Source organism: Nocardia thailandica NBRC 100428 (assembly GCF_000308795.1).
Taxonomy (GTDB): domain Bacteria; phylum Actinomycetota; class Actinomycetes; order Mycobacteriales; family Mycobacteriaceae; genus Nocardia; species Nocardia thailandica.
The window spans coordinates 1-19,763 of sequence record NZ_BAGK01000162.1; the positions used below are offsets into that span (position 1 = coordinate 1).

Here is a 19,763-nt window from a genome sequence, read left to right on the forward strand (position 1 = left end):
GGGAAGTGCTGTGTCGCTGCCGATCCCGCCGCGCGCCGCGACACCCGCGGCGATCACCTCGCCGTGGACGGGCACGGTGCCGGCGGCGGGCGGCGCGGCGCCGTCGGGCACGCCGTCCAGGAAGATCGCCGGATAGCCCGCGGTCTCGCGCAGGCGCCGATACCCCTCGCGCACAACCTCTTCGGCGAGCCCGCGCCGGTGCAGCACGCGCAGCGCGAGCCCGAAGGCGGCGGGCGCGGTGCGCCGGTACAGCGCGCGGAAGGCCTCGTACTCGGCCGGACTCACCTCGTGGGAGCTCTCGGCGCCGCAATCCGGCGGCGCCGCAGGGCCTGCGTACCCCCGTTCGTCGTTCATCCTCGAATTCCTCTCCGCACAACCACGATTCGCTGCCGCGGTGCATCCGGATCGGTTTTCACCGCGCCGCCACCGCCAGCAACATGAACGCGGTACCCAGATCCATGACCACGTGCGGCACCGACGCCGAGGTCAGCAGGTGCGCGCCGGGGGCGTGCGCGAACAGGTGGGCGCGGCGCCCGGGACGGACCGGCAGCAGGGCCAGCGCCGCGTCGGCGGCGAACAGGGCCGCCAGGGCGACGGCGATCTCGGCGGGCGGGCCGGTGTGCCCGGCGCCGCCGTGCCCGGACATGGCATACAGCATCGCCCCCGCGGCGACGGTGTGATAGCCCAGCGCCGCCGCGTCCTCGCGGCGCCCGGTGCCGGTGCGCCACCGCAGGATCCGTTCGGCGGCCAGCGCGGCGAACACCACCGCGGCGGCGGTCAGGACGCCCCGCATCGCCAGGGGATCGGCGCCCGCGGGGAACACCAGCATGACCACCATCACCGGGCACATCAGCAGATGCGCGGCGTCGGCGGTGGCGTCGCCGTCGCGCGCGGGCCGGGCCAGCCGCGCCGTCGTGACGCCCGCGGCGAGGACGAAGGCCGCCAGCACGAACCAGCGCAGGACGTCGTGATGCTCCAGGTATCCGGCCACACCCCACCACCTTCGCCTCGACGCGACGGAAGAGCATCCATGGTGGCAGGCCGCGCCGGGACGCGAAGCCGTTTTGCCCGGGTACCGACCACATGGTCCACCCGGCGCCGTGCGCCCGCCCGGGCGCGGACGGGCCTTGTGGCGGTGGGGATCCGGGTCAGCCCAGCGCGGCCGCGAAGCCGGCGACCAGGTCGCGCACCTGGGCGTCGCTCATGACGAACGACGGCGAGACCTGCAGCGCCCCCTGGCCCGCGGCCCGGCCGGAGACCCCCGCGGCGCGCAGGGCTTTCACCATCACCGGGCCCTCGGCGGGGTCGGCGAGCTGCACCGCGGCGACCGCGCCGAGCCCGCTGCGGATCTCGGCGACCCGCGGATGCCCGGCCAGCGCGGCGAATTCCGTGTGCAGGGTGCGTTCCAGGCGCGCCGCCTCGGCCAGCAGACCCTCGCGTTCCACGATGTCCAGGTTGGCCAGCGCGGCCGCCGCCGCACCGGCGTGCCCGCCGTAGGTGTAGCCGTGCCGGAACCACACGCCGCCCGCGAAGAACGGCTCGGCCAGGTGCGGGGCGGCGAAGACGGCACCCATCGGGACGTATCCCGAGGTCAGGCCCTTGGCGGTGGTCATCAGGTCCGGCTCGAGCCCGAACCTGGTCGAGGCGAACCAGTCGCCGCCGATGCGGCCGAACCCGGTGACCACCTCGTCGGCGACGAACAGGATGTCGTGGTCGCGGCAGATCCGGCGCACCTCGGCCAGGTAGCCCTCCGGCGGCGGGTACACCCCGCCCGCGCCGATGATCGGCTCGCAGAAGAAGGCCGCGATGCGTTCGGCGCCGATCTCCTCGATCAGGGCGAGCAGCGCCTTGGCGTCGTCCCAGGCGACGGTGCGGGTGTCGGCGACCAGCTCGCCGTAGCCCTCCCGGTTCACCGGGATCCCGGCCAGGCCGGTGCCCGCGTAGTGCATGCCGTGGTAGGCCTTGGACCGGCCGACGAGGATCTTCTTGTCCGGGCGGCCGAGTTCGTGCCAGTACCGGCGGGCCAGCTTGGCGGCGGTGTCGATCGAGTCCGAGCCGCCGGAGGTGAAGAAGATCTTCGAGCCGGGCACCGGCGCGATGGCCGAGAGCCGCTCCGCGAGTTCGACGGTCGCCGGTTCGGCCAGGTCGCCGAAATTGGAGTAGTGCGCGATGCGGCGCAACTGCGCGGCGACCGCGTCGGCGATCTCGGCGCGGCCGTGGCCGACGTTGGTGAACCACAGGCCCGCGGTGGCGTCGAGATAGCGCCTGCCCTCGGCGTCGAAGACGTAGGCGCCCTCGCCGCGGTCGATCACGAACGCGCCGTCACGCTGGACGGCACCCATGTCGGCGAATCCATGCCACAGAGCACTCATGAGTCCACATCTACCCCAATTCGCGCCCGCCCGCCGCGCGACCGCGCCGAGGTCTCAGCGAGCGGACCCACGCTCGCGCCACCGGCCGGGCAGGTCCCCCAGCGACGCCACCGCTACCGCCAGCACCGCGAACACGCCCGTGAGCACGACCAGCCCGATCGTCATCGACGGATAGCCCTGCTCGCGGGGATCGATGAAGGGGTAGGGATACCAGTCGGCGACGGGACCGCGGATCAGCGTGTAGGCGCCGTAGAGCGCCGGATAGGCCAGCCACTGCCCCACCAGCGCCGCCGAGGGGCGCAGCCGACGCGCGCCCGCGATCAGCAGCCAGTCCGCGACCAGCACCAGGGGCAGCCAGCGGTGCAGCACGTCGTTGATCCACCTGTCGGTGAGCATGACGTCGATGTCGGCCAGCAGGACCGCGTAGACGACCATGGTGATGAGCAGGTACAGCGCCGCCGCGCCGCGCACCACCTGCCAGCGCGGCGAGCGCGGATCGGCCAGGCCGCCGACCAGCAGCACCGCCACGCCGATCACGTTGGACTGGATGGTGAAGTAGCTGAAGTAGTTCACCACCGAGAACGCGGCCGCGTCGTGGCTGCGCAGCGGGATCCACAGCAGCGTCACCACCCCGAGCACGCCGAACGCGATCCGCAGGCCCCGCACCACCCAGGGTGTCGCCGATACCGCCGTCATCGGCGGATCATCGCACGCGCGACCGGCGTGACGGTGGCAACAGGCCGCACCGCGACCGGGCGCGCGCGGAAAAACCGCTGGCGGCCTCCACTACGCTGGACGGGCGATGACCAGCACTGTAAGCACCGGTATCCGCGCGCTGCGCGCCCGCCTCGGCGAGGTGTCCCTCCGCGACGAGCACCGGCTCCGCCGTACCCTCGACCGCGCCCGCACCCCGGAGGACCTCGCCGCCGCCGAAACCGAGATCGCCGGCGCGGAGGCCAGGACGGCCGCCCGGCGCGCCGCGGTGCCCGCGATCACCTATCCCGAGCAGCTGCCGGTCACCGCCCGCCGCGAGGACATCGCCGCGGCCATCGCCGCCAACCAGGTGGTCATCGTGGCCGGTGAGACCGGTTCGGGCAAGACGACCCAGATCCCGAAGATCTGCCTGGAGATGGGGCGCGGCATCCGCGGCACGATCGGGCACACCCAGCCCCGACGGCTGGCGGCGCGCACGGTCGCCGAGCGCATCGCCGAGGAACTGGGTACCGAACTCGGCGACGCGGTGGGCTACACGGTCCGCTTCACCGACCACGCCTCGGACGCGACGCTGGTCAAACTCATGACCGACGGCATCCTGCTGGCCGAGATCCAGCGCGACCGCCTGCTGCGCCGCTACGACACGATCATCATCGACGAGGCGCACGAGCGCAGCCTCAACATCGACTTCCTGCTGGGCTACCTCAAGCAGCTGCTGCCCCAGCGCCCTGACCTGAAGGTCGTCATCACCTCGGCCACCATCGACCCGGAGCTGTTCGCCCGGCACTTCGCCGACGCCGCGGGCGAACCCGCCCCCATCGTCGAGGTGTCGGGTCGCTCGTATCCGGTGGAGCTGCGCTACCGGCCGCTGGCCCTCGAGATCGACGACGACGAGGACGAGGGCGAGACCCGGGTCCTCGACCGCGATCCCACCGACGCCATCGCCGACGCGGTCACCGAGCTGTTCACCGAGGGCGACGGCGACGTGCTGGTGTTCCTGTCCGGCGAACGCGAGATCCGCGACACCGCCGACACCCTGCGCGAGCTGAAACTGCCCCGCACCGAGATCGTCCCGCTCTACGCGCGGCTCTCGGCGGCCGAACAGCACAAGGTGTTCGCGCCGCACACCGGGCGCCGGGTGGTGCTGGCCACCAACGTCGCCGAGACCTCGCTGACCGTGCCGGGCATCCGCTACGTCGTCGACCCCGGCACCGCGCGCATCTCCCGGTACTCGATGCGGACCAAGGTGCAGCGCCTGCCGATCGAGCCGGTGTCGCAGGCCTCGGCGCGCCAGCGCGCGGGCCGGTGCGGCCGCGTCGCCGACGGCATCTGCATCCGCCTGTACTCCGAGGACGACTTCGAGGCGCGGCCCGCCTTCACCGAACCGGAGATCCTGCGCACCAACCTGGCCGCGGTCATCCTGCAGATGACCGCGCTCGGCCTCGGCGACATCGAGAGCTTCCCGTTCGTGGAGGCCCCCGACGCGCGGGCCATCCGCGACGGCATCGCGCTGCTCGAGGAACTGGGCGCGCTGGCGCGGGCGTCCGCGAGGACCGCCGCGCCCGAGGCGGACCGGCCGCGCCAGAAGCTGTCGCTGACGCCGGTCGGCCGGGAGATGGCCCAGCTGCCGGTCGACCCGCGGATGGCGCGCATGCTGGTCGAGGCCCACCGCAACGGGTGCCTGGCCGAGGTGCTGATCATCGTGGCGGCGCTGTCCATCCAGGACGTGCGCGAGCGCCCGGTGGAGCATCAGCAGGCCGCCGACACCGCGCACGCCCGCTTCACCGTCGACGGCTCGGACTTCCTGGCCTTCCTGAAGCTCTGGGACTACCTGACCGAGCAGCGCAAGTCCCTGTCCTCCAACCAGTTCCGGCGGCTGTGCCGCGAGGAGTTCCTGCACTACCTGCGGATCCGCGAATGGCAGGACCTGCACGGCCAGCTGCGCACCATCACCCGCGGGCTCGGCTGGTCCACCGACACGAGCGGGCGACGCGCAGAAGGACCGCGCGAGGCCGACGACCGCCGGGCGGCCGGGACACCGCAGCGGGCGCAGGCACCCGGCGGCGGCCGTGGCAGGCGCGGGCGCGGCAGGACTCCCGACGCCGCCGCGGCCGCCACCCGATCCGATCGGCGCGCCGCCTCGACGACCCCCGACGACACCGCGATGCCGTGGCCCGTGACCTCGATCCACCAGTCCCTGCTGGCGGGCATGCTGTCCCACATCGGCGTCCGTGAGGCGGAATCGCGCGAGTTCCTCGGGGCGCGCAACGCGAAGTTCATGATCTTCCCCGGCTCGTCGCTGGCCAAGAAGCCGCCGCGCTGGGTGATGGCCGCCGAACTGGTGGAGACCTCGCGGCTGTGGGGCCGGATGGCGGCCAGGGTCGAGCCGGAATGGGCCGAGCGGCTCGCCGGCGATCTGGTCAAACGCACCTACTCCGAACCGCACTGGTCGGCGCGGCGCGGCGCCGCGCGGGCCTACGAGCGGGTCACGCTCTACGGTGTGCCGCTGGTGACCGGGCGGCCCGTCGACTTCGGGCGCATCGATCCCGAGCTGTCCCGCGAGCTGTTCCTGCGGCACGCGCTGGTCGGGGGCGAATGGCAGACCCGGCACGGCTTCTTCGCCCGCAACCGGGCCCTGCTCGAGGACGTCGCCGATCTCGAGCACCGGGCGCGCCGCCGCGACATCCTCGTCGACGACGAGGTCCTCTTCGACTTCTACGACCGCCGGATCCCGGCCGACATCGTCTCGGTCCGCCACTTCGACACCTGGTGGCGCAAGGCCGAGCGCGACGACCCGCACCTGCTCGACTTCACCACCGACACCGTGGTCAACACCGGCGCGACCGGCCTCGACCCGACCGACTTCCCCGACGCGTGGCGCCAGGGCGAGCTGTCGATCCCGCTGACCTACCAGTTCGAGCCCGGACAGGACGACGACGGCGTCACCGCCCGCATCCCGGTCGAACAGCTCGCCCACGTGCGCCCGGTCGGGTTCGACTGGCTGGTGCCCGGCATGCGCGAGGAACTGGCCGCCGCCTACATCAAGACGCTGCCCAAGACCCAGCGCCGGGCGGTCGTGCCCGCCCCCGATTTCGCGGCGGCCGCCCTGGCCGCGCTCACCCCGCGCGCCGAGCCGTTGCGCCTCGGGCTGGCGCGGGAGCTGTCGCGGCTGGGCCGGGTCACCGTGACCGCCGAGGATCTGCGGACCGCCGCCCTGCCGCCGCACCTGCGCATGACCTTCGCGGCCGTGGACCGCGACGGCGCGGTGCTGGCCCGCTCCAAGTCGCTCGCCGAGCTGAAAACCCTACTGGCCGAGGAGGTCTCGGCCTCGGTGCAGCGCGTCACCGCGGGCGCCGAGCGCGCGCCCGCCACGGTGTGGACCTCCGAGTCGCTGGGCACGCTCGCCCCGACCGTGCGCCGGGAGGTCGCCGGGCAGACCGTCACCGGGTACCCCGCGCTGGTCCCCGAGCGCGAGGGGGTCGCGGTGCGGGTGCTGGCCACCCCCGCCGAGCAGGCCGCCGCCATGCGCGCCGGCGTGCGGGCGCTGGTGCTCGCCGCCGTGCCGGGCAACGTCCGGACCGCCACGGCGGGACTGTCCGCGGGCGACCGGCTCGCCCTGAGCCGAGAACCCGGACGGCTCGCTGGAGGCGCTGATCGAGGACTGCCGGGTCGCGGCCGCCGACGCGCTCATCGCCGAGGCGGGCGGCCCGGTCCGCAGCCCCGAGGAGTTCGACGCGCTCGTCGCGCGGGTCCGGCCACGGCTGGCGGGCGCGGTCGCCGATCTCGTGCGGCTGACCGTCCCGGTGCTGCACGCCGCGCGCGGCGCCCGCGCCGCCCTGGCCGAGACCCGCGAGCGCGACATCGCCGAAGACGCGGGCGCCCAGCTCGACGAGCTGCTGTTCCCCGGCTTCGTCGCCGAATGGGGCGGACGGCGGCTGCGCGAACTACCCCGCTACCTCGACGCGGTCACCCAGCGCCTGTCCGCGCTGCCGGGCTCGGCGGTCCGCGACCGGCAGGGCATGGCCGAGATCGACGCGGCGCTGGCCGCCTACGACCGGCTGCTGAAGTCGCTGCCCGAGGGGCGCCGCACGGCCCCCGACGTCACCGAGATCTGGTGGATGATCGAGGAACTGCGGGTGAGCCTGTTCGCCCAGAAGCTCGGCACGCCGTACCCGGTCTCGCGCAAGCGGATCGAGAAGGCCATCGCCGCGATCCGGCGCTGACCGGGCTCAGCTCGGGCGGGCCGCGGCCGCGCGGGCGGCGCGCATCTGCCCGATCTCGCGCTCGAAATCGTCGGCGCTGGTGAAGGACCGGTACACCGAGGCGAAGCGCAGATAGGCCACCTCGTCGAGATCGCGCAGTGGCCCCAGGATGGCCAGGCCGACCTCGTGGCTCGGCACCTCGGGGGAACCCTTGGCGCGCACCGCGTCCTCGACCTGCTGGGCGAGCAGGTTCAGCGCGTCGTCGTCGACCTCGCGGCCCTGGCACGCGCGGCGCACCCCGCGGATGACCTTCTCGCGGCTGAACGGTTCGGTGACCCCGCTGCGCTTGACCACCGACAGGATGGCGGTCTCCACCGTGGTGAACCGGCGGCCGCACGACGGGCAGGAGCGCCGTCGGCGGATCGCCGTCCCCTCCTCGACCTCACGCGAGTCGACCACTCGGGAGTCGGGGTGTCGGCAGTACGGGCAGTGCATCGTCCAAGGATACCGGTCAGGACCGGTCCAGCCGCCACTGCGTGGTCAGGTCGGCCAGCAGTTCGGGCAGGCGCACCAGGATCCGGCCACGGGCGAGCTTGTCGGCGAACGGCTCGGCATAGCTCGCGGCCGCCGCGGCCGGGTCGGCCACGAACGCCAGGTGACTCGGCACCAGGTCGCCGGTGATGTAGTCCCAGCGGCTGTCGCGATCGGCCCAGTTGAACGCGGGCAGCGGCACGGTCAGCGTGGTCGGCACGCCGTCGACATCGGCGGTGACCGTCGCGGGCGCGTAGACCCCCGGCGCGCGGACCCCGGGGACCGCGGGTTTGCCCGCCACCGTGCTGACGTAGCTCAGGACGCGGCCCATGCGGCCCCGGCCCGCGGCGGTGGCGTCCCACTGGTCGGCGACGATGCGGTTCTGCTCGCGGTCGGTCATCCGGATCAGCGCGTCGGTGCGCCCGGCCACGGTGCCGCTGTCGATGCCCGCCCAGGCGGCGCGGGCGTTCGCGTCGATCACCCCGGCCTCGGCCAGCTCCGCGATCGCGCCGAGTCCCCCTGCCAGATAGGCCTCGTGCTGGGGCACCAGGTCGAGGAAGATGTGCTTCTGCATGATCATCAGGCGGGTCTGGTACCAGGCCAGGTCCTCCGGTGTGAGCCGCGGCCCCTCGGCGGCCAGGGTGGCGATGTCCTCCGGCAGCGCGGCCACCAGTTCCGGCGGGGTGGACCGCAGCAGGTCGGCCACCGCCGTCCCGAGCTGGTGGATGCCGGGCACCCCGACGACGCCGGAGACGTCGCCGATGTCGAAGAAGCCGGAGGCGAAGGACCCGCCGGCCACGCCGGCCAGGCCCGCCCAGTACAGGTCGGGCCTACTGTGGGCGATCCGGAAGTAGTTGACGTAGACCTGGGAGAAGGTCGCGGAGTTGGCGGCCACGCCCCGCTCGGGCGCCCAGCCCGCCAGGTCGATGCCCGCGGCCTCGGTCGCGGTCACCAGCCAGAACTGGTGCAGGAGGGTGGCGTAGCGGCGCGGGGCGATGCCGTCGGCGCGGGCCTCGTCGAGCGCGTCGCGCAGCCGCGGGACGTCCAGCGGCAGGGCGGGATTCAGGCCGCCGCCCCGTTCACCCTCGGCGTTGACCGCGGGCAGGTCCAGATAGGGCGCGTAGCCCGGTTCGGCGTGCGCCGCGGGTGCGGACAGCACCGTCAGCAGCAGTACCGACAGCACGCCCATCGCGCCACGTCGCATCGTCACCCCGTCCCGGCGGGCGCCGGAGCCCCCTTGCCCCGGCGCGGATGGCGGTCAGAATAGCAACGTGTTCCAGTTTCGCGGGCGGATTCGCGGCGATCAGCGCGCGGGGCCCGCGGGCGAAAAGCCCGGCACGGCAGGCGCGTAACCCGCCGAGTCGGTGACGGCGACCCCGGGGTCGTCGGCGATGCCGCCGCCGCGCGCCAGCGCGAGCGACCCGAGTAAGACCACCGCCAGCGCGGTGAGCAGGGCGGCGAGCGCCAGTCCGGCCAGGCCGATCTTCGCCCGCTCGACCCGACGCGCCGGATGCGCGCCGCGTACCGGCCCCGCGGGCGCCGGGCCGCGCCGGTACAGCGCCAGCGCGTCCTCGCGGCGGGCGGAGCGCACGCCGGGCAGGTGCCCGGCCTCCACCCGCTCGGGCTCCCGGTGCCGCGGCACCGTGGCGAAGGCGAGTTCGAGCTCGGCGTCCTCGCGGCGCACGGGCGGGCCGGGCACCAGCACGAGCCGGCGCACCGGCAGGGGCGCGGGCGTGCGGGCGATGTCGGAATCGAAGGCGAGGGCGCGGATCGCTGTGCTCATCGAACAACCTCCGGGAGGATGGGCGCGGTATTCGAACATCTGTGCGACGAACTGATGTTCGAATTTCTACCACGCGGCCGGGGCCGTGTCACCACGAAACGCCCGACATGCTCGAACAAATGTTTGATACTTGGGTGTGGCGCGACTAGATTCGAACAGGTGCGGCGACGCACCGTTCGAACAGCAGCACAGTCACGGAACAGCCAGGAAGGGGCGGATACGGTGACCCACACAGACGACACGGGTGACGAGGGCGCAGTGGGTACCGTCGCATCGGGGACCGGCGCGGATCTCACCGTGCGTCAGCGCAAGGTCCTCGAGGTCATCCGCTCCTCGGTCGACGAGCGCGGCTACCCGCCCAGCATCCGCGAGATCGGCGACGCCGTCGGCCTCACCTCCACGTCCTCGGTCGCCCACCAGCTGCGCGCCCTGGAACGCAAGGGCTACCTGCGCCGCGACCCCAACCGCCCCCGCGCGGTCAACGTGCGCGGCCTCGACGAGGCGGTGCGCTCGGTCACCACGCTGCCCGCCGCGCCGGTCGCCGACGACGACTCCGGCCGTCCCACACCGACCTTCGTGCCCGTGCTCGGCCGGATCGCGGCCGGCGGGCCGATCCTGGCCGAACAGGCCGTCGAGGACGTGTTCCCGCTGCCGCGCGAACTCGTCGGCGAGGGATCGCTGTTCCTGCTCAAGGTCGTCGGGCAGTCGATGGTCGACGCGGCCATCTGCGACGGCGACTGGGTCGTGGTCCGCCAGCAGAACGTGGCCGACAACGGCGACATCGTGGCCGCCATGATCGACGGCGAGGCCACGGTCAAGACGTTCAAGCGCACCGGCAAGGACGTCTGGCTGATGCCGCACAACCCGCATTTCGACCCGATCCCCGGCAACGACGCCCAGGTGCTCGGCAAGGTCGTCACCGTCATCCGCAAGGTCTAGGCGCCGACCGCGGCGTCCATCTCCCACAGCAGTACCTCGGCCGGTTCGCTCGCGCGTACCCGCCTGCCACCGGCCGAGGTCAGCCTGACCACATCGCCCTGACCCAGCGCGCCCGCGCCCTCGAAGTCCACGGCGCCGCGCGCCACGAAGAAGTGACCGTACGGGGCGTCGGGGACCTCGATCTCCGCGCCGGCCGCGAGCCGGGCGACGTGGAAGCTCACGTGCGAGTTGCCCAGCCCGATGGCGGCTTCGGACCGGCGGCCCGGCATCCCCGAGGCCACGGTGACCAGCTCGCCGCCGCGCAGCGCCTCGGTGACGTCGGCCTCCTGGTAGCTCGGCTCGACGCCGGCGACGTCGGGCGGCACCCACATCTGCACCACGTGCAGCCGTTCGCGTTCGGTGTAGCCCGCCCCGTTGCGCTCGGAGTGCCGGATGCCGCGGCCCGCGCTCATGCTCTGGGCGAGGCCGGGGTGGATCAGCCCGGAGTGCCCGGCCGAATCCTGGTGCACCACCGTGCCTTCCAGCACCCAGGTGAGGATCTCCATGTCGCGGTGCTGGTGGGTGTCGAAGCCCTCGCCCGGGGCGACGGTGTCCTCGTTGTGGATGAGCAGCATGCCGTGCGCGTGCTCGGCGAGCACGAAGTCACCGGTGGCGGGGAAGGACTGGCGCGACTCGAGCCACTCGTTGCGCCAGTGCCACCGCTGCCCGGCCGGGATCACCCGCACCTGCTCCGCCGTCGTCATGTGCCGCGCCTTTCGTTCCGGCCCCCGCGGGGAGAGGAACGCCCGCGCCGGGGACGGCATTCCCGGCGCGGCGGGACCTCAGAACGGCAGCAGGCCGCGCAGCCGGCCGCTCAGGGTGCGGCCCGTGTCGCGCTCGCGCTGGTCGAACAGGAAGCGCAGCTCCTCCTCCAGCCCCTTGCGCACCACGTCGCGCAGCGCCTCGGCCGCGGCGTCGAGGTCCTGCGCGTCGCGCCACGGCGCGGGATCGATCGGCGTGCCCGCCGAGAAGTAGAAGCGCTCGGGGCGCGGCACCGGCGTCGGGCCGACCCCGCGCAGCAGCGGCGGGGTCAGCTCGGGGTTGATGCCGAGGGCCCGCACCAGGCCGCGTACCGGGGACAGCAGCGTGGACTGCCCGTCGGCGACGATGTCGTACGCGTCGTCGATGCCGATCATGGCGATGGGCACGATCGGCGCGCCCGCCTGGATCGCCATGCGGGCGAAGCCGGTCCGGCCCTCCCACTTGAGCACGTACTTCTCGCCCTTGCGCCGGATGGCCTCGCGACCGCCGCCCGGGAACACCACGACCGCCTCGCCGCGCTCGAGCAGCGCGAGACAGTTGCCCCGGGTCCCGCGCACCGCGCCGAAGCGGTGCAGGATGTCGCGCACGCCCGGCACCATGAGCACGTGCTCGGCCAGCCCGCGCACCACCCGGCCCCGTTCGGCCAGGATCGCCGGCATCAGCAGCGGCGCGTCGATGCCGCCCATGAGGTTGTGGTTACCGACCAGCAGTACCGGCCCCTCGGCGGGGATGTTGTCCAGGTTGAAGAACTTCGGGCTGGTCCAGGCGCGCAGCGGCGCCAGCACCGCCTCCAGCGCCAGCAGCTCCCACCGGCTCGGTGACACCGTGATCGGCGCGTTGTCGCTGAGTACCGCGTCGCTTCCGGCCCCGGACACGACCGATCCACCCCTTGTTTCGTTCGACATTCCTACCCTCCTGCTGTCGCCGTTGCACCATAGCGTGCGAAAAGCACCTGTGTCGCATCGACGTTGACAGCAACGGGTGCGCAAATCCCCTGGTCCGGCCCTATTCCTGAGCGGCTCCCGCGTGCGCGAACTCCGAGAGCGCCGCGGCGAGCGCCTGCGGGACCCTGGCCCTGATCCGGGTGCCGCCCTCCTCGTGGTCGGAGGAGATGATGCGGCCGTCGGCGTGGATGCGTGCCACCAGGTCACCCCGGCTGTAGGGCAGCAGGACCGTCACGTCGACGTCGAGTCCGCCGAGCACCTCCGAGAGCCGCTCGCGCAGGTCCTCGATGCCGGTGCCCGCGTGGGCCGAGACGAACGCCGCGTCGGGCAAAAGGCCACGCAGCCGGGTGAGCTCCACCGGATCGACCGCGTCGATCTTGTTCACCACCAGCAACTCCGGCGGGGCGGCGGTGCCCTGCTCCTTGATCACGTCGGTGATCACCTCGCGCACCGCCTTGATCTGCTCCAGCGGCAGCGCGTCGGAGCCGTCGACGACGTGCAGCAGCAGGTCGGCGCCGGTGACCTCCTCCAGCGTGGACCGGAACGCCTCGACCAGCTGGGTCGGCAGGTGCCGCACGAACCCGACGGTGTCGGTGAAGACCATCTCGCGGCCGTCGTCGAGGGCGGCGCGGCGGGTGGTCGGGTCCAGGGTGGCGAACAGCGCGTCCTGCACGAGCACCCCCGAGCCGGTGAGCGCGTTCATCAGGCTCGACTTGCCCGCGTTGGTGTAGCCCACGATGGCCACCGCGGGGATTCCGCTGGTGGTGCGCTTGGCGCGCATGGTGTCGCGGGCGGTCTTCATCTCCCGGATCTCGCGGCGCAGTTTGGCCATGCGCTCGCGGATGCGGCGGCGGTCGGTCTCGATCTTGGTCTCACCGGGACCACGCAGGCCGACGCCGCCGTTGCTGCCCGCCCGGCCACCGGCCTGCCGGGACATGGACTCACCCCAGCCGCGCAGCCGCGGCAGCATGTACTCCATCTGGGCGAGCGCGACCTGGGCCTTGCCCTCGCGCGAGGTGGCGTGCTGGGCGAAGATGTCGAGGATCAGCGCGGTGCGGTCGATGACCTTGACCTTGACGACCTTCTCCAGCGCGGTCAGCTGGGCCGGGGTCAGCTCACCGTCGCAGATGACGGTGTCGGCGCCGGTCTCGAGGACCACTTCGCGCAGCTCCTCGGCCTTGCCGGAGCCGATGTAGGTCGCCGGGTCGGGCCGGTCGCGGCGCTGAATGAGCCCCTCGAGGACCTCCGAGCCCGCGGTCTCGGCGAGGGCGGCGAGTTCGACCATGCTGGCGTCGGCCTGGGCGGCCGAGCCGGTGGTCCACACGCCGACCAGCACGACGCGCTCGAGGCGCAGCTGCCGGTATTCGACCTCGGTGATGTCGGTGAGTTCGGTGGACAGACCCGCGACGCGGCGCAGCGAGCTGCGCTCGGACAGCTGCATCTCGCCGACGGTCGGTGCGGGGTTCTCCGGCGCCCAGCCCGGCCGCTTCATCCGTTCGGCGTGGCGGGCGAGTGCCTCGTCGACGGCGTCGCGGTCGGCGGTGCCGTCGGTCCCCGGCGCGGCGGTGGCGGCGGCGGGGACGGTGTCTTCGCTGGTCTCAGCGTGGATGTCTGATTTCGTCATACATCATCCATGCTGCCACGCCGAGGCGGGTTCCCGCATTCGGGTTTTTCCCACCGTTACCGGCCGAGCCACCAGGACGCGGCCAGGGTGCCGGTCGCCAGCAGCTCCGAGGGCCCGCGCAGCCAGGCCCGTCCCGCCGCGATGCCGACCCGCACGGCGCCGCCGGGCACCCGCACGGTGACCTCGCCGGTGTCGGCGCCCGGCCGCAGCCCCGCGGCCGTCAGGGCGGCGGCCGCGGCGGCCACCGTGCCGGTGCCGCAGGAGCGCGTCTCGCCGACGCCGCGCTCGTAGACGCGCATGTCGACGCCGCCGTCGGCGTCGAGCGCGGTGAGGATCTCGACGTTGACCCCGTGCGGGAACAGGTCGGGATCGAAACCGGGCGCCGCCGAGAGGTCGAGCTGGGCCAGCGACGCCGCGGTCAGGGCCGGGTCCGCGCAGGCCAGGTGCGGGTTGCCGACGTCGATGCCGATGCCGGCGAAGGCCGTGCCCGCCACGGTCGCGGTCGACGGGCCCAGCTCGCGCACCACGCCCATGTCCACGGTCACCTCGCCGTGCACGGGCCCGGCCTCGTGCACGACGACCGGGCGGGCGCCCGCGCGGCTGCCGACGACGTACTCGGTGCGCCGCTCGAGGCCGGAGGCGTTGAGGTAGTGGGCGAAGACCCGCACGCCGTTGCCGCACATCTCGGCGATCGAGCCGTCGGCGTTGCGGTAGTCCATGAACCAGTCCTCGGCGCCGACACCGTCGGGCAGCGCGTCGAGGACGCCTGCCTCGCGCAAGGCGCCCGCGGTCGCCACGCGCAGCACGCCGTCGGCGCCGAGGCCGCGGCGGCGGTCGCACAGCGCGCTGACGCGCTCGACGGTCAGGTCGAGCGCGACCTGCGGGTCGGGCAGCACCACGAAGTCGTTCTGGGTGCCGTGGCCCTTGCTGAACCGGATATCGTCTGCCACGCCACCATTGTCCCCCGTGCCGCCGGACCGCCCGCTACCGGGCGAAGGTGCGCCGCTGCCGGGAGATCTCGTAGAGGGCGACCGCCCCGGCCGAGGGCGCGCCCAGCGAGCTCGCGGTGCCGCCCATCGGGATGGTGACAGTGGTGTCGCAGGCCTCGAGCCAGGCCGCGCTCATGCCGCTGGTCTCGTTGCCGACCACGAGGATCACCGACTCGGTCAGGTCGGTGTCGTAGATCGGATGCGGCGCGTGCTCGTCGGTGCCGACGATGCGGGTGGGGATCCCGCGCGCGATCTGGCGGTCCCGGAACTCGCGCACCTGCGCGGTGCCCGAAGCGCGCAGCACCGGCATCGAGAACAGCGACCCGGTCGAGGCGCGCACGGCCTGCGGGTCGTACTGGTCGGCGCCGTGACCGGTGACGATCACCGCCGAGGCGCCGAAGGCGTCGGCCGAGCGGATCAGGGTGCCGAGGTTGCCCGGGGAGTTGGGCCGGTCGAACACGACGATCACCGGCGCGTCCTCCCCCGGCTCGCCGGGCGCGTACTCGGCCAGGTCGAGTTCACGGGTCACCGCGACCGCGACGAGTTCCGGTGCGCCGCCGACCTTCTCGCCCAGCTCGGCCATGATGTCGGGCACCAGCCCGACCTGGGGGACGTCGCTGGTCTCGAGCACCTCGCGCGCCCAGGACGACAGTTCGGGCGCCCCGAGCCGGTAGATGAGGGTCTCGAGCGGCCAGCCCGCGGCCAGCGCCTGGGTGATGGGACGCACGCCCTGGATCAGGAAGCGGCTGTCACGGTGACGCTTGGTGCGGTTGTTGAGGTAGGCCTGCCAGACCTGCACCGAGGCATTGCGGGTACTCACCCGTCGGGTCACTGCGCGCTCCGTCCTGTCGTGTCGGCGAGCCGGGCCAGCGCGGTGCGCGCCAGCGCGGGATCGGCGCCGTCGACCCAGATCACCCGGGGGTCGCGGCGGAACCACGACCGCTGCCTGCGCACGTACCGGCGGGTGCCGATCAGGGTGCGCTCGCGGGCGTGGGCGAGGTCGTATTCGCCGTCGAGGTAGGCCAGGACCTGGGCGTAGCCGATGGCGCGGCGGGCGGTCTGCCCCTCGCGTAAACCGTTGTCCGCCAAGGATTCCACCTCGGCGACGAGTCCGTGGTCGAACATGGCCGCGGTGCGCTGCTCGATGCGGGCGTCCAGGGCGGCGGTCTCGCGGTCGACGCCGAGCACGACGGTCTCCCAGCGGGGGGCGCCGATGGTCGGCGCGGACGCGGCGAACGGCCTGCCGGTGAGTTCGACGACCTCGAGCGCGCGCACCATGCGCCTGCCGTCGGTGGGCAGGATGGTGTCGGCGGCGACCGGATCGGCGGCGCGCAACGCGGCGTGCACGGCCGCCACGCCCTCGGTCTCGAGCAGCCGCTCCCAGCGCGCCCGTACGGCCTGGTCCGTGGCCGGGAACGCCCAGTCGTCCAGCAGCGCCTGGACATACATCATCGAACCGCCGACCACGACCGGCGTGCGGCCCCGCGACAGGATGTCCTCCACGACCCGCACCGCGGCGTCCTGGTAGGCGGCGACCGTGGCGGTCTCGGTGACGTCGAGGACGTCGAACAGGTGGTGCGGCACGCCGCGGCGCTGGTCGACGGGCAGTTTCGCGGTCCCGATGTCCATGCCGCGATACAGCTGCATGGCGTCGATGTTGACGATCTCCCCGTCGAGGTGTTCGGCGAGGTCGAGGGCGAGATCGGTCTTGCCGGTCGCGGTCGGGCCGACCACGGCGACCGGTCGCGGTCCGCTCATCCGGACACCGCCGCGGTGGCGGGCCGCCAGACACTGACGTCGTACCCCACGCCGTACGGCGCGTCCTGGTAGAGGGTGCGCACCGCGGGGTCGGCGGGGTCGGCGGCGAACAGGCCGGCCAGTGCCTGGTGGGCGGGGCGGGCCGGCGCCCACAGGTCGGTGCACAGGTCGGGATCCAGCGCCGACAGCGCGGACCGGTCGCCGGCGCGCAGGGCCGTGTCGAGGTCGGCCTGGAACGCCACCGCGCGCTCGTCGAGATAGCCGGGCGCGGCCAGGGTCAGGGTCGCGGCGCCGTCGGCGACCACGAGCACGGCCCGCGGTCCGGGCGCCGCGTCGAGGCGCTCGCGCAGCGCTCGCCCGGCGGCGACGGCGCGCTCGGGCTCGGTGTCGTGGGCGAGCACGTGCGCGCGCACCCGCGCGGCGGGCGCGACCTGCTCCCGCAACCACCCCGCGACCAGCACCGCCAGCGGAAGCCGGGCGTCTGCTGCGGCGGCGGGCGACACGCCCTCCGACAGCGTCACCCGCAGGTCGGCACCGAATCCGGCGAAGGTCCCGACGGTCTCCGGGCCGTAGTCCGCGGCGCGGGTGTCGGCACCGATCACCGTCCAGTCCGCGGCGGCGGTGGCCAGCTCCGCGCCCGCGGCGAGCACGGCCGCGCGCAGCACGGCGGGTTCCTCGCCGGAGGCGGTATCGGGGGCCGCGGCGTGCCCACACAGGGCGGGCACCAGCATCGGCGGCGACGGGACCAGGGCCGCTACACAGAACACGACGTAACCGTAGCCGCCCACGCCGCCGGGACCCGCATCCGGCACCGCACGGCAGACGGGGTCTCCGCGAGTGTCCACCGCCGCGGACGGGGTCGGCATTGCTAGTGTTTTCCCATGCGACTACCCACGTCGCCCGGGACGAAATCCCAGGAAATCCGCCGTCCGTTCCCCCGGATCGATGGTTTCCGCGAACGGAACCGGGTTCAATGGGAGGTGCTAGGGCGTAACCAGGCAGCCGTGACGCGCGGCAGGGACGGAGAGCAATGACCGACAGCAACGGCACCGCGAAGGCAATCCCCGGCGCCACCCCGCGACCGTCCGGCGCCCCGAAGCCCGGCGGCACGGCACCGAAACCGCACGCCGTGAAACCGGCGCCCGGTCCCGACCAGGCCCACCCGCACCCGGTGGTCGTGCCGACGGTCACCGACCCGAGCGAGTGGGGCCGCGTCGACGAGGACGGCACCGCCTGGGTCCGCACCGCCGAGGGCGAACGCCAGATCGGCTCGTGGCAGGCCGGTGACGCCGCCGAGGGGCTGGCCCACTTCGGCCGCCGGTTCGACGACCTGGCCACCGAGGTGGCCCTGCTCGAGGCGCGGCTGGCCGCGGGCGCCGACGCCCGCAAGACCAAGGCCGCCGCCGTCGCGCTGGCAGAGACGCTGCCGACCGCGGCCGTCATCGGCGACATCGACGGCCTGGCCGCCCGGCTGCGGGCGATCGCCGAGCACTCCGAGGAAGCCGCCGCGCACGCCAAGGAGGAGAAGGAGCGCGCCCGCCACGAGCACACCGAGCGCAAGGAGGCCCTGGCCGCCGAGGCGGAGAAGATCGCGGCCGAGTCCACCCAGTGGAAGGCCGCCGGCGACCGGCTGCGCGAGATCCTCGACGAGTGGAAGACCATCCGTGGCGTCGATCGCAAGGTCGACGACGCGCTGTGGAAGCGCTACTCCAAGGCCCGCGAGGCGTTCAACCGCCGCCGCGGCGCGCACTTCGCCGAACTCGATCGCGAGCGCGCCGCCGCCAAGGGCCGCAAGGAAGAGCTGTGCGTCCGCGCCGAGGAGTTGTCCGGCTCCACCGACTGGTCGGGGACCGCGGCGGTGTTCCGTGACCTGCTGACCGAGTGGAAGGCCGCGGGCCGCGCCCCCCGCGAGGCCGACGAGGCGCTCTGGCGCCGGTTCAAGAGCGCCCAGGACGTGTTCTTCGCCGCCCGCAACGCGGCAGTGTCCGAACGCGACGCGGAATTCGAGCACAACGCCACCGCCAAGCTCGAGCTGCTGCGCGAGTACGAGGGCCTCGATCCGGCCAACGGCCTCGAGCACGCCCGGGCCGCGCTGCGCGAGCTGCAGGACCGCTGGGACGCCATCGGCAAGGTGCCGCGCGAGCGCATGCAGGAGCTCGAGGGCAAGCTGCGCGCGATCGAGAAGCGGGTGCGCGACGCCGCCGACGCGCAGTGGCGGCGCACCGATCCGGAGGCCGTAGCCCGGGCCGCGCAGTTCCGCGAACGGGTGGCCCAGTTCGAGGAGCAGGCCGCCAAGGCCACCGCCGCGGGCAAGACCCGCGACGCGGAGAAGGCGCTCGAGCAGGCCAAGCAGTGGCGCGAGTGGGCCGAGGCCGCCGAAGGCGCGGTCAGCAACCGCTGAGAGCCCCGAACGAGCGAACCCCTGCGACTCGCCGAGTCGCAGGGGTTCCGTCGTCGTGCGGTGTTATTCGCCGCCGAGCCGGCGGCGGTCGCGCTCCTCGGCCTCGGCCGCCGCGATGCGCCGCTGTTCCTCGGCGGCCAGCTGAAGCGCCGTGCGGCTCCACACGACCCGGACCCAGTGGAAGGTCAGCACGATGATCGCCACGGTGCCGAGGATCAGCCCGATGCCCGGCCCCGCGCCGACGTAGTTGCCGAGACCGGGGGTCTGGCGGTGCCAGATCGAGAGCACGCCGAAGACGCTGCCGACGGCGGAGCCCGCGCAGGCGATCCAGGCCAGCGTCCAGCGCCGGGTCATCAGCGCCAGCAGCGAGAACCCGATCCCGAAGATCACCACGAACCACACGAACAGCCGCGAGGGCAGGCCGATGTGCTCGTCCTGGGCGACCTGGGTGTCGAGCAGCACGTCGAAGCCGCGCGCGGCGCCCGCGTGCGGCAGCACCAGGGAGACCAGCAGCGCGAACACCGCGCCCGCCACCACCATGGCGCGGGCGCCGGGATCGATCTCCCCGGCGATGCGCTTCTCCACGGCGTCGAGTTCGCTGCGGTACTCCGCGAAGGTCCGCTCGTCGTTACTGCTACCCGTGTTCACCGCGTCGTCGCTCCCGTCGTCCGGTCGGTCGCCGTCTCGTCCGCCACCCACTGTGCC

General features: G+C 73.5%; 16 protein-coding genes and 2 pseudogenes. 3 read left to right on the top strand and 15 right to left on the bottom strand.

Annotated features, from left to right (window positions below; genetic code table 11):
• The 4 genes and pseudogenes from ON36_RS16950 to ON36_RS16965 all read right to left on the bottom strand — a co-directional run.
• Positions 1–354 (bottom strand): annotated as a pseudogene (locus ON36_RS16950) (hypothetical protein); the annotation flags it as partial.
• Between the two features lie 58 nt (positions 355–412).
• Positions 413–991 carry a DUF5134 domain-containing protein gene (locus tag ON36_RS16955; RefSeq protein ID WP_043654126.1) on the bottom strand — a complete coding sequence of 193 codons (579 nt, stop codon included), beginning with the start codon at positions 989–991 and terminating at the stop codon, positions 413–415.
• Between the two features lie 157 nt (positions 992–1,148).
• Positions 1,149–2,372 carry an aminotransferase family protein gene (locus tag ON36_RS16960; protein ID WP_043654129.1) on the bottom strand — a complete coding sequence of 408 codons (1,224 nt, stop codon included), beginning with the start codon at positions 2,370–2,372 and terminating at the stop codon, positions 1,149–1,151.
• Positions 2,373–2,426: 54 nt separating this feature from the next.
• Positions 2,427–3,068 carry a Pr6Pr family membrane protein gene (locus ON36_RS16965; RefSeq protein ID WP_043654132.1) on the bottom strand — a complete coding sequence of 214 codons (642 nt, stop codon included), beginning with the start codon at positions 3,066–3,068 and terminating at the stop codon, positions 2,427–2,429.
• A 106-nt stretch (positions 3,069–3,174) separates the two neighbouring features.
• On the opposite strand from ON36_RS16965, the pseudogene hrpA reads away from it, so the two are divergent.
• Positions 3,175–7,309 (top strand): annotated as a pseudogene (gene hrpA, locus ON36_RS16970) (ATP-dependent RNA helicase HrpA).
• 6 nt (positions 7,310–7,315) lie between these two features.
• On the opposite strand, the gene nrdR reads toward hrpA, so the two are convergent.
• The 3 genes from nrdR to ON36_RS16985 form a co-directional block, all read right to left on the bottom strand.
• Positions 7,316–7,783: a transcriptional regulator NrdR gene (gene nrdR / locus ON36_RS16975; RefSeq protein WP_043654134.1), complete on the bottom strand. Its 468-nt coding sequence runs from the start codon at positions 7,781–7,783 to the stop codon at positions 7,316–7,318.
• A 16-nt stretch (positions 7,784–7,799) separates the two neighbouring features.
• Positions 7,800–9,023, bottom strand: a complete 1,224-nt coding sequence (locus ON36_RS16980) for a hypothetical protein (protein WP_043654135.1) — start codon at positions 9,021–9,023, stop codon at positions 7,800–7,802.
• 99 nt (positions 9,024–9,122) lie between these two features.
• Complete coding sequence (locus ON36_RS16985; protein ID WP_043654141.1) at positions 9,123–9,602, bottom strand: hypothetical protein; 480 nt, start codon at positions 9,600–9,602, stop codon at positions 9,123–9,125.
• A gap of 222 nt (positions 9,603–9,824) precedes the next feature.
• Here ON36_RS16985 and lexA point away from each other — a divergent pair, with 222 nt between their 5' ends.
• Positions 9,825–10,541 carry a transcriptional repressor LexA gene (gene lexA, locus ON36_RS16990; RefSeq protein ID WP_043654142.1) on the top strand — a complete coding sequence of 239 codons (717 nt, stop codon included), beginning with the start codon at positions 9,825–9,827 and terminating at the stop codon, positions 10,539–10,541.
• On the opposite strand, the gene ON36_RS16995 is transcribed toward lexA, so the two are convergent.
• The 7 genes from ON36_RS16995 to ON36_RS17025 all read right to left on the bottom strand — a co-directional run bounded on the left by ON36_RS16995 (position 10,538) and on the right by ON36_RS17025 (position 17,424).
• The gene (locus tag ON36_RS16995; protein ID WP_043654143.1) at positions 10,538–11,284 is read right to left on the bottom strand and encodes a pirin family protein; all 747 of its coding nucleotides are present in this window, start codon (positions 11,282–11,284) and stop codon (positions 10,538–10,540) included. The two genes, lexA and ON36_RS16995, sit on opposite strands and share 4 nt — an antisense overlap.
• A gap of 78 nt (positions 11,285–11,362) precedes the next feature.
• The gene (locus ON36_RS17000) at positions 11,363–12,217 is read right to left on the bottom strand and encodes a lysophospholipid acyltransferase family protein (protein ID WP_245558113.1); all 855 of its coding nucleotides are present in this window, start codon (positions 12,215–12,217) and stop codon (positions 11,363–11,365) included.
• Positions 12,218–12,347: 130 nt separating this feature from the next.
• Positions 12,348–13,778, bottom strand: coding sequence for a GTPase HflX (gene hflX / locus ON36_RS17005; protein ID WP_052314075.1), 1,431 nt, complete (start codon positions 13,776–13,778; stop codon positions 12,348–12,350).
• Positions 13,779–13,966: 188 nt separating this feature from the next.
• Positions 13,967–14,848 (bottom strand): diaminopimelate epimerase, encoded by an 882-nt coding sequence (dapF, locus tag ON36_RS17010; RefSeq protein WP_043654212.1) that lies wholly within the window; start codon positions 14,846–14,848, stop codon positions 13,967–13,969.
• A gap of 46 nt (positions 14,849–14,894) precedes the next feature.
• Positions 14,895–15,731 (bottom strand): TrmH family RNA methyltransferase, encoded by an 837-nt coding sequence (locus ON36_RS17015; protein WP_043654147.1) that lies wholly within the window; start codon positions 15,729–15,731, stop codon positions 14,895–14,897.
• Positions 15,728–16,657: a tRNA (adenosine(37)-N6)-dimethylallyltransferase MiaA gene (gene miaA, locus ON36_RS17020; RefSeq protein WP_043654150.1), complete on the bottom strand. Its 930-nt coding sequence runs from the start codon at positions 16,655–16,657 to the stop codon at positions 15,728–15,730. The genes ON36_RS17015 and miaA overlap by 4 nt, the downstream gene beginning before the upstream one ends.
• Positions 16,654–17,424: a class III extradiol ring-cleavage dioxygenase family protein gene (locus ON36_RS17025; protein ID WP_043654214.1), complete on the bottom strand. Its 771-nt coding sequence runs from the start codon at positions 17,422–17,424 to the stop codon at positions 16,654–16,656. The genes miaA and ON36_RS17025 overlap by 4 nt, the downstream gene beginning before the upstream one ends.
• Before the next feature lie 263 nt (positions 17,425–17,687).
• Here ON36_RS17025 and ON36_RS17030 point away from each other — a divergent pair, with 263 nt between their 5' ends.
• On the top strand, positions 17,688–19,058 hold the full coding sequence (locus ON36_RS17030; RefSeq protein ID WP_043654151.1) for a DUF349 domain-containing protein: 1,371 nt from the start codon (positions 17,688–17,690) through the stop codon (positions 19,056–19,058).
• 63 nt (positions 19,059–19,121) lie between these two features.
• Here ON36_RS17030 and ON36_RS17035 read toward each other — a convergent pair whose 3' ends face one another.
• A complete protein-coding gene (locus tag ON36_RS17035) occupies positions 19,122–19,706 on the bottom strand; it encodes an Rv2732c family membrane protein (protein WP_043654217.1) in 585 nt (194 codons plus the stop codon).
• Positions 19,707–19,763 lie beyond the last annotated feature (57 nt).